This is a genomic window from Zemynaea arenosa (assembly GCF_004614185.1).
Classification (GTDB): Bacteria; Pseudomonadota; Gammaproteobacteria; order Burkholderiales; family Burkholderiaceae_D; genus Telluria; species Telluria arenosa.
Window position 1 is genome coordinate 1 of the sequence record NZ_SPVF01000072.1, and the last position, 13,571, is coordinate 13,571.

At 66.5% G+C, this 13,571-nt stretch carries 12 protein-coding genes; 5 read left to right on the plus strand and 7 right to left on the minus strand.

Going from position 1 to position 13,571, the window contains the following annotated elements:
• Positions 1-1,705 (plus strand): DUF885 family protein (locus E4L96_RS04825; protein ID WP_135206093.1); only part of this gene is annotated, 1,705 nt, incomplete at its 5' end.
• A gap of 8 nt (positions 1,706-1,713) precedes the next feature.
• Complete coding sequence (locus E4L96_RS04830; protein WP_135206094.1) at positions 1,714-3,522, plus strand: DUF885 domain-containing protein; 1,809 nt, start codon at positions 1,714-1,716, stop codon at positions 3,520-3,522.
• Between the two features lie 51 nt (positions 3,523-3,573).
• Here E4L96_RS04830 and E4L96_RS04835 read toward each other — a convergent pair whose 3' ends face one another.
• The 4 genes from E4L96_RS04835 to E4L96_RS04850 form a co-directional block, all read right to left on the minus strand.
• On the minus strand, positions 3,574-5,244 hold the full coding sequence (locus tag E4L96_RS04835) for a M14 family zinc carboxypeptidase (RefSeq protein ID WP_135206095.1): 1,671 nt from the start codon (positions 5,242-5,244) through the stop codon (positions 3,574-3,576).
• Positions 5,245-5,285: 41 nt separating this feature from the next.
• Positions 5,286-6,761, minus strand: a complete 1,476-nt coding sequence (locus E4L96_RS04840) for a HAMP domain-containing sensor histidine kinase (protein WP_135206096.1) — start codon at positions 6,759-6,761, stop codon at positions 5,286-5,288.
• The gene (locus E4L96_RS04845) at positions 6,758-7,528 is read right to left on the minus strand and encodes a type 1 periplasmic-binding domain-containing protein (protein WP_135206097.1); all 771 of its coding nucleotides are present in this window, start codon (positions 7,526-7,528) and stop codon (positions 6,758-6,760) included. Before E4L96_RS04845 ends, E4L96_RS04840 begins: the two co-directional genes overlap by 4 nt.
• Before the next feature lie 73 nt (positions 7,529-7,601).
• Positions 7,602-8,252, minus strand: coding sequence for a response regulator (locus tag E4L96_RS04850; RefSeq protein WP_135206098.1), 651 nt, complete (start codon positions 8,250-8,252; stop codon positions 7,602-7,604).
• 271 nt (positions 8,253-8,523) lie between these two features.
• On the opposite strand from E4L96_RS04850, the gene E4L96_RS04855 reads away from it, so the two are divergent.
• Entirely contained in the window at positions 8,524-9,189 is a 666-nt protein-coding gene (locus E4L96_RS04855) for an energy transducer TonB (protein WP_135206099.1), read from the plus strand.
• Positions 9,190-9,304: 115 nt separating this feature from the next.
• Here E4L96_RS04855 and E4L96_RS04860 read toward each other — a convergent pair whose 3' ends face one another.
• On the minus strand, positions 9,305-9,985 hold the full coding sequence (locus tag E4L96_RS04860; protein WP_135206100.1) for a DUF4336 domain-containing protein: 681 nt from the start codon (positions 9,983-9,985) through the stop codon (positions 9,305-9,307).
• 68 nt (positions 9,986-10,053) lie between these two features.
• Between E4L96_RS04860 and E4L96_RS04865 the strand changes: the two genes are divergently transcribed.
• Both E4L96_RS04865 and E4L96_RS23540 read left to right on the plus strand, forming a co-directional pair.
• On the plus strand, positions 10,054-11,697 hold the full coding sequence (locus E4L96_RS04865; protein ID WP_135206101.1) for a M28 family peptidase: 1,644 nt from the start codon (positions 10,054-10,056) through the stop codon (positions 11,695-11,697).
• Between the two features lie 155 nt (positions 11,698-11,852).
• Positions 11,853-12,113, plus strand: coding sequence for a hypothetical protein (locus tag E4L96_RS23540; protein WP_167758602.1), 261 nt, complete (start codon positions 11,853-11,855; stop codon positions 12,111-12,113).
• Here E4L96_RS23540 and E4L96_RS04875 read toward each other — a convergent pair.
• Complete coding sequence (locus E4L96_RS04875) at positions 12,076-12,987, minus strand: phytanoyl-CoA dioxygenase family protein (RefSeq protein ID WP_135206103.1); 912 nt, start codon at positions 12,985-12,987, stop codon at positions 12,076-12,078. The two genes, E4L96_RS23540 and E4L96_RS04875, sit on opposite strands and share 38 nt — an antisense overlap.
• A gap of 184 nt (positions 12,988-13,171) precedes the next feature.
• On the minus strand, positions 13,172-13,558 hold the full coding sequence (locus E4L96_RS04880) for a hypothetical protein (protein WP_220433391.1): 387 nt from the start codon (positions 13,556-13,558) through the stop codon (positions 13,172-13,174).
• Positions 13,559-13,571: the final 13 nt, after the last annotated feature.

Below are 13,571 nucleotides of genomic sequence, written 5' to 3' on the forward strand. Positions count from 1 at the left end.
GGCCCATGCGGCACCGGGTGCGGTGCCGCTGGTGCCGCCGCTCGCGCCGCTCGCCGCCACGCCCGCATCGGCGATGGCGCCGGTGCTGCAGCGCTACCAGCTGGATGCGGCGAGCCTGGAGCACATCTACACGGTAAAGAACGGCGCCGCGCGCGCGGCAGCGTTCAAGCGCTTCTACGATGAGTGGCGCTCGGCCCTCGATGCCCTCCCCTTCGACAGCTACGGCGTGGACGACCGCATCGACTGGGTCATGCTGCGCAACCAGATCGGCTTCGAACAGCGCGAGCTCGAAGCAGCAGGCCAGCGGCAGGCGGAGGCGCAATACCTGATGCCGTTCCTACGGCCCTTGATCGACATGGCCGAGGCGCGCCGCCTGATGCAGCCGCAGGACGGCGCGCAATCCGCCGCCGTGCTGCAGAAAGCCCTCAATGAGGCGCGTGCGGCTACCGGCAGGCTGGCATCGTCACCCGCATGGGACAGCGCCAAGCCCTACGCCACCCGCAGCACCGCCAGCCGCGCCGTGCGCACCATCCGCGCCACCGCTCAGGACCTCAAGGACTGGTACGAGTACTACGCGGGCTACGACCCGCAATTCGCATGGTGGGCCAAGCGCCCGTACGAAGACCTGTCCAGGGAGCTCACCGCCTATGCGCACCAGCTGCAGGAGCGCCTGGTCGGCAAGTCCACCAAGCTGCTTAACGTGACCGGCGATCCGATCGGCCGCGCAGGCCTCGTCAGCGCCTTGCAGCGCGAGATGATCCCCTACACGCCGGAAGAGCTCATGGCGCTGGCGGAGAAGGAGCTGGCCTGGGGCGAGGCGGAGCTGCGCAAGGCCGCGCGCGAGATGGGCTACGACGACGACTGGCACGCGGCCATGGAAAAGGTGAAGACGCTGTACGTGCCGCCGGGCCAGCAGACCGGCATGGTGCGCGGACTGGCGCAGGAGGCAATCAACTACGTCACCGCCAACGACCTGGTGACGGTGCCGGAAGTGGCGCGCCGCAGCTGGCGCATGGACATGCTGTCGCCGGAGGCGCAGCTGGTCAGCCCCTTCTTCCTGGGCGGTGACACGATCCTGGTCTCGTACCCGACGGACGCGATGACGCATGAGCAGAAGCTGATGACCATGCGCGGGAATAACCCGCACTTCTCGCGCGCCACCGTGCACCACGAGCTGATTCCCGGCCACCACCTGCAGATGTTCATGTCCGCGCGCTACCACCCGGAGCGCATGCTGTTCGATACGCCGTTCTATGTCGAAGGCTGGGCGGTGTACTGGGAGATGCTGCTGTATGAGCGCGGCTTCGCGGTCAAGCCGGAAGACCGCATCGGCATGATGTTCTGGCGGAACCACCGCGCGGCGCGCATCCTGTTCTCGCTCGGCTTCCATCTCGGGAAGATCACGCCGGAGCAGGCCGTGGACATGCTGGTGCAGCGCGTGGGCCATGAGCCGGACAACGCGCGCGCCGAGGTGCGGCGCTCCTTCAACGGCGACTATCCGCCGCTGTACCAGGCGGGCTATATGATCGGCGCCTTGCAGCTGCGGGCTCTGGCTCGCGAGATGACGGCCAGCGGCTGGCCGCTCAAGCAGTTCCACGACACGGTGCTGCGATCGGGCGAGCTGCCGATCGAACTGCTGCGCGCACGGCTCAAGGGCCAGCGCATCGAACGCAATTTCGCGCCGACGTGGCGCTTCTATCAATAAGCCTCTTCATGAAACGACATACCCTCGCCTGCGCCATCGCAGCCGCGCTGCTGCTCTGCGGTGCACCCTTCCCTTCGTTCGCTGCCGGTGCCAGCGCCACGGCGACCAAGACCGCTGCGACTGCGCCCGCCCAGCAAATGGCCACGCTGGCCGACCGCTACTACGCGGAGATCGCGCGCTTCGACCCGATCGGCGCGACCGAGAACGGCGACATCCGCTACAACGACCAGCTGACGATCGCCATTGCGCCCAAGGTCCGCGCGCAGCACCTGGCCCGCTTCCAGCAGTTCCTGCGGCAGCTGCACACCATCCCGCGCGCCAGGCTGGCGCACCGCGACCAGGTCAGCTACGACATCATGGACTATGAGCTGACCACCACCCTGGCGCTGGAACGCTTCCCCGACCACCTGCTCCCGGTGAGTCAGATGGACAGCGTGCCGGTCATGCTGGCCAATTATGCGGGCGGCCAGAGTGGCCAGCCTTTGAAGACGCCGCAGGATTACCGCGCCTTCCTCAAGCGCCTGAACAACCTGCCCGCATGGCTGGACCAGGCAGTGCTGAACATGCGCGAAGGGATGCGCACGGGCGTGGTGCAGCCCAAGGCCGTCGTGACTGCGATGCTGCCGCAGTTCCGCAAGCTGACCAGCAAAACGGTCGAGGAGAACATCTACTACTCGCCGATCACGAACATGCCGGCCACCTTCAGCGCGGCGGACAAGGCGAAGTTCAAGGCCGAATACAGCGCGCTCCTCAAATCCAGGCTGATGCCGGCGCTGGACCGCTTTGCGAACTTCCTCGAACAAGACTACCTGCCGGCGGCGCGCACCAGCGCCGGCTGGAGCGCCCTGCCGCAGGGCGAGGCGTGGTACCGCGCCTACGTGGCATCGTCGACCACCACCAGCATGACGCCGGAGCAGATCCACGCGAAAGGCCTGTCCGAAGTCGCGCGCATCCAGCAGGAGTACGCGGCGCTGGGGCCGAAGATGGGCTACGACGGCCCGGCCAGCGGCCTGCCGAACTGGGTGGCGCAGCAGGCGAAGTTCAAGCCGTTCACCTCCGACCAGCAGGTGCTGGAGGTGTTCCGCCAGCTCGATGCGACGCTGCGCACCAAGCTGCCCTCGCTCTTTACGCTGATGCCGAAGGCGCCGCTGGACCTGCGGCTGGAGCCGGAACTGTCGCGCGAGACCGCGTCGGACCACTACACGGCGCCCACGGCGGACGGCTCGCGGCCAGGCGTGTTCTGGTCCGTGGTGAACGATCCGAAGCAGTATGGGTCGACCGGCATGGTGACGCTGTTCCTGCATGAAGGCCAGCCGGGCCACCACTTCCACATCGCGCTGCTGCAGGAACTGGGTCTTCCGGACTTCCGCAAGTTCGGCGGGAACAACGCCTTCACCGAAGGCTGGGCGCTGTACGCGGAGACGCTGGGCAAGGAGATGGGCCTGTTCGACAAGCCGGAAGACTACTTCGGCCACCTGAATGACCAGATGCTGCGGGCCGTGCGCCTGGTGGTGGACACCGGCATGCACGAGAAAGGCTGGACGCGCGAGCAAGCCATCGCCTACATGCGCGAGACGCTGGGCTACTCGGAGGACGAAGCGCGCAACCAGGTCGAGCGCTACATGGCGTGGCCGGGGCAGGCGCTGAGCTACAAGATCGGCGCACTGAAGATCCAGGAGCTGCGGGCGCGCGCGGAACAGGCGCTGGGACCGAAATTCAGCCTGCCGAAGTTCCACGAGATCGTGCTGGGCGACGGCACGCTGCCCCTGGCGCTGCTGGAGGCGAAGGTGGACGCGTGGATCGCGGCCAGCAAATAACCACGGCGTGAGCCACCACGAGCCGCGCCCCGGAAAGGGGCGCGGCTTTTTTTACATCACTGCGAACACCGGATAGCGGCGCCACTCGGGTTCGTGATAGCGCGCGCAGTTGGCGTAGATGAAGTTGAGGACCGCCTCCTGGCTGGACAGCAGCTGGGGGTGGTCCTTTTTCCATTGCTCGAACCTGGCCGCCAGTTCCGGCTCGGTGGCCAGCAGTTCGGCGGCGTGATCCTCGAACACGTAGTCCGAGAAGTTCTCCTTCTTTTCCAGCACGGCGTTGAAGAAGCCCCAGCGGAAGAAGCTGTCGTGCCCCATCGGCTCCAGCGTCTCCACGGCGTAGCGGGCCTTTTCCTGGTCGAGCGGGATCCACCAGTCGCCAGCCTTGAGCGTCACCGTGGCGGTGCGCGGCTCGAGCGCCACCTCGTCGTGGTACATGTGGCCTTCGTAGGCGTTCGGGCGCGGGCTGACGTGGCGGATGTGGTACCAGCGCACTTCCTGCGCGCGCGCCTCGGTCAGTTCCTCCATCTTCACGCCATTCAGCTGCAGGCGCTCGATGACCTCGCGCCATGCGGCGGGAACCACGTAGGCGCGCGGCGCCTGCACCGTGACATCCGCGTTGAAACGGTTGTAGTAGGCGATGTTGCGCTCCCAAGGCTCGTTGCGGTCGTAGTAGAGGCGCGAATACGTACCCAGGACGCTCGGCTTGTACTTGGCGGCGTAACCCCTGAAGCGGAAGGTGGACGGGTTGGCTTCGTCCATTTGCCAGTGCACCGGCCACTCGCGCGGACGGGCCGCCTTGGCCGCGCGGCGCAGCTGCTGGATCCTGTCCCCATGCTGGATCGTGAAGTCCAGCGCCGTCTCCACCAGAGCGCGCATGGATTCATAGCGGTCCGCGAACGGCTTCAACATGTGCGTCTCGGGCATGAAGCCGATGGTGTGATGCAGGGCCGCGTAGCCGGTCGAGAAGCGCGGCGTTTCGAGGAATTCGGCGATGCCGTCGTCCGGCGCATCCTTGACCGGGTTCACGTAGGGGCACATCGGCCAGCCGCGCTGCTCCATCTGCGCAAACATCGCAGGCAGCATGGTGTCGCGCAGGAAGGCGCCCAGCTCACCACCCAGCTTGTCGGCCTGGGTGTGGATGAGGGTCATGGTGTAGCTGTAGTCGGCGCCGTTGGAGGTGTGGGTGTCGACCATCACATCCGGGTCCCAGGCGGCAAAGAAGCGGTTGAACACCTGGGCGGTGACCGAATCGCACTTGATGAAGTCGCGGTTCAAGTCCAGGTTGCGCGCGTTGCCGCGGAAGCCGAACAGCTCCGGCCCCTCCTGGTTCACGCGCGAGGTGTTGGCGCGATTGTGGCTGCCATCCACGTTGTACATCGGGATGAACAGGAACACCGTGCGACCCAGCGCGGCCAGGCGCTCGGGCTGGGTGCAGAAGTCGCGCACCAGTGCCATGCACACGTCCACGCCTTCCGGCTCGCCGGGGTGGATGCCGTTGTTGTTGAAGAAGATCGGACGCTGCTGGTCCTGGATGTCCTTCAGGGCGAACACGCCGTCGGCGGTGACGATGCCCATGTGGATCGGAATCCCGGCATCGGACATGCCGATCTCAGTGAAGCGCAGGATCTTCGGGTACTTCAGCGACAGCTCGCGGTAGTACGCGATGCAGTCAGCGTGGGTGGTGGTCTGGTTGCGGTTGCCCTTTTCATAGGGCGTCAGCATGTGGTCCATGGCGTGTGAGCGAAGACGGTTAAGCGAAGCCGCTACGATACAGCAAGCGGCAGCGTAATGTTCACCTCTGTGCCGGATTCGGCGGAGGAGTCGATCTTCATGGCGCCGCCCATCGCCACCACGCGCTCGCGCATGCCGATGATGCCGATGCCTTCGGAGGCGCGGCCCGTGTCGAAGCCGGCGCCGTTGTCGCGGATGGCGATGTCCAGTTCCTCCTCGCCGAGCGTCATCGTGACGCTGGCGCGGCTGGCGGTGGCGTGTTTCATGATGTTGGAGAGCGCCTCCTGCACGATGCGGTAGGCCGAGATGGCGACCTCTCCTTCCACGCGCGAGAAGTCGCCCTCGGCGTGGAATTCGAACTGGCAGTCGCCGTTGTTGTAATGGCGGGTCATCTCTTCCACGGCGCCGTCGAGGCCCAGCATGTCGAGCACTTCGGGCCGCAGGCGGCGCACCAGGCGGCGGCCGCTCGCGTACAGGTCCAGCGTGAGCTTGGTGATGGCGGCGGACTTCTGCTTGATCTCGTCGATCTGCGGTCCCGGCTCCATCTTCTCCGCCAGGCGCATGATGGCCTGCGACTCCAGGCGCGCGGCGATCAGCGAAGCGTTGAGCTCATCGTGGATCTCGATGGCGATGCTCTTGCGCTCATCCTCCACGATGGAGTTCACCTTGTGTATCAGCTTGCGCTTTTCGGCGTCCGCGCGGACGGCCTGGTTGCGCGATTCTTCCAGGTCGCGGGTGCGCTCGGCGACCTTGTTTTCCAGGTCCTGCTTGGCCTCGTTGAGCGCGACTGACATCTCGGCGATGGAGGACTGCAGCTCGCCCACCTCGCCGCCGGTGGTCACGTCCACCTTGACCAGGTAGTTCCCGCTGCGGATCTGACGCAGGGCGTCGATGGCGGTCTTCAAAGGCATGGCCAGGCTGCGGGCGAGCAGCAACGCGAGCGCGCCGGAGACCAGCAGCGCCAGCGCCGCCATCACCAGCTCCACCTGGAAGCGGGCGATCTGCTTGTCCATCAGGTTCGACGGCGACATCGTCACGCGCACGTAACCCACCACCTCCATCGTCATCGTGGGCGGGCGGGCATCGCTGGAGCCGCTGACGTGCGGCGCGCCGTTTTCCGAGAACAGGTTCACCCAGATCATCTGCTTGCGGATGGGGGCTTCGAACACGCGCTCCTCGGCATCGCGCCCGCCCTCCGCGCTCACGCCGACCACCTCGCGGCGGTTGGCGTCCACCACGTCGATGCGGTAGATCGATTTATCCGACTGAACCAGGCCATTGATAGTCAGGCGCAGGTCCGTTAGGTTGCCGGAGATGACGTTGTATTCGCTGGTCTCGGCCAGCGCGCGCGCCAGGATGCGGCCACGCTCGGCCAGCTCCTCGGAGACCTGGGCGCGGTGCGAGAACCAGGAGTACCAGACGATGGAGCAGAACAGGTAGGCCACCGGCAGCATGGCGATGACGATCATGCGCTTGCCGATCGACCAGCCGGTCCAGAAGGGCGTCATCGCGGCACTCCCACGGGGCGGCGCGCGTAGTGGCGGATGCCGTCATCCAGCGCCAGGTTGAGGGAGCGCGCCACGCCCTCGTTGACGATGGTGCGGAAGTAGCGCGGGAACTGGGGCGGCGGCAGGTCGCCGCCCAGCGCGTAGGCGGCGATGATCTCGGTGAGCTGGATGTTGATGTCCTGGAGGTCCGAGAAGGTGGTGGCGAGTGCGCCGGACTTCACCATGTCCGCCGAAAAGCCGATCACGCCCTGGCCGTGGCGGTAGGTGGAGAGCAGGATGTTGCGCACGTTCTCGGTGGTGAAGACGGCGCGGTCGGGCAGCGCAAGCAGGACCTGGGTCTGGGCCATGCGGTTCAGGACTTTGTTGATGTCGTCCTTTTCGCCAAACGGCTCGATGCTCACGCTGGGCAGCAACGGGCGGAAGAACGCAGCATCGCTGCTGAGGATCGCGGCCACGCGCACGGGGCGGCGGTACAGCAGGGCGACGAGGCCCAGCTGGTCGGCGGGGTTGGGTTCCGCGTAGACGCCGCTGATCTCGACGCCCGGCTGCGTCGCGCCGATCGCGTGCCACACCTGGCTGGAGGTATAGGCCGAGAGGATCACGCCGCCGGTGCGCTGGGTGACTTCGCGGCGCAAGGCGACCGGGCCGATGGTCACGGCGATGGGCTTGCGCAGCGAGCCCGGAATGGCGCGCACGCGCTGGCGCAAGTCCTCGGCGATGCGGCGCGTGAGATTGCTGTCGTCCGCGGTGACGATCTCGATCTCCACGGCGCGCGCGCTCGCGCATGCGGCCGCACACGTGAGAAGGAACCAACCGGCGAGCCGCGCGCGGGCCCGCATCTCAGGGCTCGATCAGGCCGTGGCGCACAGCCAGCTTGGTGATGTAGGCCTGCCGGTCCACGCCCAGCTTTTCCTTGATCGACTGGCTGATGTTGCTGATGGTCTTGGTGGAGAGATTGAGCTTCTCCGCGATCTCGGCGTTGGTCAGGCCCTCGGCCATCAGCTTGAAGATTTCCAGCCCGCGCTGATCGAGCTGGGATTGCGGCGAGACATCGCCCTGCACCGACAGGTTGGCCAGGCGCTCCGCGATTTGCGGCAGGAAATACAGCTTGCCGCTGCGGGCCGCGCGCACGGCGTTGGCCAAGTCAGCCGGGTCGCAGTCCTTGGTGACGAAGGCGCGCGCGCCGAGGCGGTAGGTTTCCTTGATCAAACTGTCCTGGTCGAACTGGCTGAGGAAGACGACGCGCGCCTGCGGATGGCGGCCGAGGATGGTGCGGGCGGCGTCCAGGCCCGAGAGGCCCGCGCCGAAGCGGATGTCCAGCACGACCACGTCCGGCTGGCGTTCGGCATACATGGCGACGGCCTCATCCGGCGTACGCGCCTGGCCGACCACCTCCATGCCCACCCCCGCCAAGGAGGTGGCAAAACCGGCCATGACGATCGGGTGGTCGTCGGCCAGCATCACGCGGATGGGTTTTTCTTCTTTGTTCATGGCCTCGGTAACCTTTGCTTACCAAAGAATGGAAGTAATGTGTGCCACCTAACAGCAGTGGATACCCGAACAGGAGGATTATGTCACACAACGGAGCAGCAGTCCGGATTTTACACTTTGACACGAAACTGCTCAGAAATCCCTTGGCTTTTACTCGCGCTTTGCATATAGTTCTTCCATCGGATAGCAATTTGAGTTTCCAAACATCCGAAACAGCTCAGTCTCACATGCTGGACACCCCAAGCGGTACATAACGAAAAGGAGAGTCAACATGGAGTTCACGTACAACCAACAGCACGAATCCAATACCAAGTACACGAAGGTGGCGCTGGTCGGGCTGCTGCACGTCGCGCTGGGCTATGGTCTGGTGCAGAGCCTGAGCAAGGTGAATGTGCATTTCGACCATCCGATCGAAACCATGCTGGAGCTGACGCCGCTGAAGGCGCCGCCCCCGCCGCCGCCGCCGAAAGAGCCGCCGAAACCCAAAGTAGCGGAAGCGCCGAAACCGGTGCCGATCCCGCAACCGGAAGTGGTGACACCGCCGCCCGAACCGGTTGAAACGGTGCAAGCCCAAGTGACAAGTGATCCGGCTCCGGCCGAGCCCGCCCCCGCGCAACCTGCTGCCGCGCCCGCAAGCGACAGCGGTACGCCGGGGAACATCGGGACGGCCGTGATGGCGGATGGGTGCGCCACCCCGGAGTATCCGGCCAAGGCCCTGCGCAACAACGAGACCGGAACGACGACGCTGGCCCTGCTGGTGGGCGCGGACGGCCATGTGGAAAGTGCGAAAGTGCAATCCTCCAGCGGTTCGCGCGAACTGGACCGGGCGGCTGTGTCGGCTCTGTCGATGTGCAAGTTCAAGCCGGGCATCGCGTCCAACGGCCAACCGCAAGCCGGCTGGGCACGCCTGGATTACGTCTGGAAACTGGATAGTTAAAGTGCGCGGCGCGTGCGCCGCAGAGTTGCCCCTACCCCTCGTCCGACTCCAAGCGGGCGAGGGATTTTTTTTGCGTGTTCGCTAAGCAAGGGGCGACGGGGCGTGGGGCGCGGGGTCAGGCACCGAAGCGCGCCAGCGCCCGGGCGGCCGCGGCGTGGGCGTCTTGCTCGACAATGGCATTGTGGGCCGTGATCACGCGGATGAACGGCCAGGCGAGGATGGCGCGCGCGCTGGCGGCTGCGGCGGCGCGGTCACGGGTGGCGAGGCGCACCGTGCGCGGCACGTCCAAGTGGTTGCGCACGCCGGTCAGGCGGGCATAGGCGCCCGCCTTCCAGTCGAGGTCGCCGCACCAGCACTGCAGGAGATCGGTGGCAATCAGAGTGGCGGACGGCTTGTGGAACCACACCACTTCGTTGGCAATCGGAATGCCCTGCACGGCGACCTGGTCCAGCTCGGCGGCCCACTCGGGTTCCACGGTGTCGCCCAGGGTACGCAGGGAGGTCAGGTCGGGCCGCTTCTCCGCCAGGCCGGGCGCGCCGTACACAGCCGCGTCCGGGAAGGCGCGCAGGGCGTGGCCGATGTACATGTGGTGATAGCGGTTGGGCGCGACGAGGTAGGCCACCTCGCCCAGCTGCCGCAGCTGGTTCCGCACGTCGTCGCCGAACTTGATGGGCGAGTGCAGCCACAGCCTGCCATTGCCGAGCCGCACAACCGTCATGCGGGACGAGACCGGCAGACCGGCGGCCTTGAAGCCGCGCTGCATGTGCCAGAGGTCGGGTGCAATTTGAATGAGCATATTGACATTGTAGTGGCATACAATGCCCGAGCTTGAATTCTCGATTCCTCACTCACACGATGGATACCATGCCCAAGAAGACGTCTCCGTTGGCCCTGGCCGCGTTCGCCACAAGCGCCGCGCTCGCCCTGCCCCTGTATGCCCATGCCGCTCCGGCCAAGCCCGCCCAGCCCACTGTCGAGGAAGCGCCGCTGCGTGCCCACCTCGCGTTCCTGTCGAGCGACCTGCTGGAAGGCCGCGGCACCGGCCAGCGCGGCGGCGACCTGACCGTCGCCTATCTCGAAGCGCAAGCCATGGTGCTCGGCCTCAAGCCGGGCAACGGCAACAGCTACCGCCAGCCGGTGAAGATCGCGGGCGTGAAGGGCTTGCCAGAGCAGAGCTCGCTGGCCGTGCAGGCCAACGGTGCGGCGCACGCCTTCACCTACGGCAAGGACTGGGTCTGGGCGCCGGGCGACAGCCAGCCCGCGCACACCTTCAACCATGACCTGGTCTTCGTCGGCTACGGCATCGTGGCGCCGGAGGAGGGCTGGAACGATTACGCCGGGCTGGACTGCACCGGCAAGGTGGTGGTCGCCATGGTCAATGACCCGCAGCCGACCGCGGCCGAGGCCAAGCGCTTCGGCGGCAAGGCCCTGACCTACTACGGCCGCTGGACCTACAAGTTCGAGGAAGCGGCGCGCCACAAGTGCGCGGGCATCCTGCTGATCCACACCGACGCATCGGCCTCGTATGGCTGGAGCGTGGTACAGAACAGCTGGCTGGCCGAACGCTTCCAGCTGGCGCAAGGCACGCCGGGCAGCGGCCTGCAGGGCTGGATGACGGACCCGGCCGCGCGTGGGCTGTTCACCGCCGCCGGACAGGACCTGGACAAGCTGCGCGCCGCGGCCGAGGTCAAGGGCTTCAAGCCGGTGGCGCTGAACGCCAAGGTGGTCGGCGACGAGAAGGCGGCCGTGCGCACCATCGAGCAATTCAACGTGGCGGGCGTGGTGCCGGGGACCGATCCCAAGCTCAAGGACGAGGTCGTGATCTACAGCGCGCATTGGGACCACCTGGGCAAGCAGGGCACCACGGGCGACATCATCTACAACGGCGCGATCGACAACGCGTCCGGCAGCGCGGGCCTGCTGGCCATGGCCGAAGCCGCCGTGAAGTCGCCGGCCAAGCGCAGCCAGATGTTCCTGTGGGTCGCCGCCGAAGAGCAGGGCCTGCTGGGCAGCGCGGCCTACGCGACCGCCCCGCTGTGGCCGCTCAACAAGACGGCCGCCGCCCTCAACATGGACAGCCTGAGCAACGCAGGCGCCACGCGCGACGTCGGCACCGCGGGCGCCGAGCGCACCGACTTGGGCAAGATGGCGGAAGCCACCGCCAAGGCCATGGGCATGCGCATCGCCAAGCCGGAACCGGACCTGGCCGGCATCTACTTCCGCAGCGACCACTTCGCATTCGCCAAGGCGGGCGTGCCGGCCTTCTCGATCGAGCCGGGCAGCGAGGCCGTCAAGAATGCCGCCGCTGCCAAGGCCATCCGCGACGCCTACGCGGCCAAGTACCACCAGGTCACGGATGAGTACGACCCGGCCTGGGACCTGTCCGGCATGGTGCAGGAGACGCAGTTCGCCCTGAACCTGGGCCAGATGGTGGCCAATGCGCCCAAGATGCCGGCCTGGAAAGCGGGCGACGCGTTTGGCGCCGTGCGCGCCGCCGCCAGCAAGTAAAGTGGTCCTTCCGCGGGCGCCGGACCGGCGCCCCGCTTCCCCGGCGGCGCGGATCGTTTTCGCGCCGCCGAGTTCCGATTCCCCACCTGACGCATCGCTGGTCTCCGGCCCTCCTCCTCTGCATACTGGGCATATCGTTCGACGCCGGAGGCGCCATGCACGTGCCCATCCCCGTTCACCTGTTCAGCGTGCAGGACATGTCCTGCGTGTTCGACCACGCCCTGCACCTCGCGCAGGACGGCAAGGTCGCGGTCACGGACGGCGGGGAGGTGGTGGCCTGGCTGATCTCGGCCGAGCGCTATGCCGACCTGATGGCCCAGTGCAACCTCATGCACGGGCAGCTCAGCCTGCTGCGGCCGCTGGGCGCGGCTTCGGAGGCTACTTGCGAGGTGCCGGCTCCACCATCAGCCGGTTGATATACGGGTCCAGCGCCAGCGCGCCGCCGTAGGGCTCGGGGTGGTACTCGTAGACGTAGCTGGGGCAGAGCGAATACTGGATCTGCAGCATCAGGCGCGAGGCCTGGGTGGGGCTCTGGCCCTTGTGGATGCCGGCCGTGTCCACGGCGAAGGCAAAGCCGCTGGTGCCCATCGCGGCGATCAGGTTGGCATCTCCATAACGCTGGCGGATGTCCTCGTCGTCAAAGCGGCGCAGGCGCATGGTGGCCTGCTCCGTATGCGTGCCGCGCACAAACACGTGCGGGCCATCGTTGGGACCGACGTCCGTCAGGTACACGATCACCTTGAAATAGCGCCAATCTTCCGAATCGCGGTGGTACTGCTGCAGGTTGCTTTCGCCTTCGTCGCACGGAAAGGACCAGCGCATGCCAAGCTGGGAAATGGTGGGCTTGCAGCCGATGTAGGCGGTGGCCAGCTCCAGCAGCAGCGGGCTGTTGCACAGGTCCAGGATGTGCGGGCAGCCCAGGATGTCGGGCAGGTCGAAGTCGGCGATGCGGGTGTCCGGCGGGGTGTCGCCGATCTTGAACTTTTGCGCCGCGTTGTGGCGGTTGGTCATTACCTTGGTGGCCATGTAGGCGCGCACGTCGGCGCACTGCTCGGCGGTGAGCACGTTGCCGAGGCTGGCGTAGCCGTCGCGGCTCAGCAGGTCGAGGGCGGCGCGCGAATTCACCGTGAGCGCGTTCTGGCCCTTGCCCTGGCGCGAGCGGATCCAGGCACGGCCGCTGCGCACAAACATCCGGCGCAGCGGCAGCAGGACCACCAGGCGCTGGAAATAATAGAGGAAGGAATTGACCGGACTGAAACCCGCACCAGGCGTGAGACGCGCGTATTTCATGCTTGCCCCCCAAAATCTCACGGGCGGCCGAAGCGGCGCCCCGATGGGACAGCATGCTGCGGCGCGGGGGGGCAGTATTGATGCAGCGCGCGTCAAGCCGACAGTTCACAAACCGGCTTGAGCGTGCTCAGACAAAGTGCGCGGGCCGTGCCACGGGGGCGACAGCCCGGCATTCAGCGGGGAATTACTTCTTGCTATCCGCTTCGCACTTCTTGATGAAGGCGGCCTTGGCGGCGCCAGCGAGGGCCTTGCCGTTCTTGTCGATGGCCTTGCTTTCGCAGGAGGCGGCCGGGGCGGAGGCGCTGTCGGCCTCGCACTTCTTCATAAACGCGGTCTTGGCGGCGCCGGCCAGCGGCTTGCCGTTCTTGCCAACGGCCTTGCCTTCGCAGGTGGCGGCCGATGCCATCGGAGCGGCGGAAGCGGCCGGGGCGGCGGAGGCTGCGGAGGATGCCATCGGAGCGGACGATTTGGCCGGGGCGGCCTGGGCCGCAGCGGACGCGGACGGCTTCGCCGCAAAGGCGCTGCCGGTGGAGAACGCCAGGGCGGCTACAACAACCAGGAATTTGTTCATTGCGGTTCCTCAG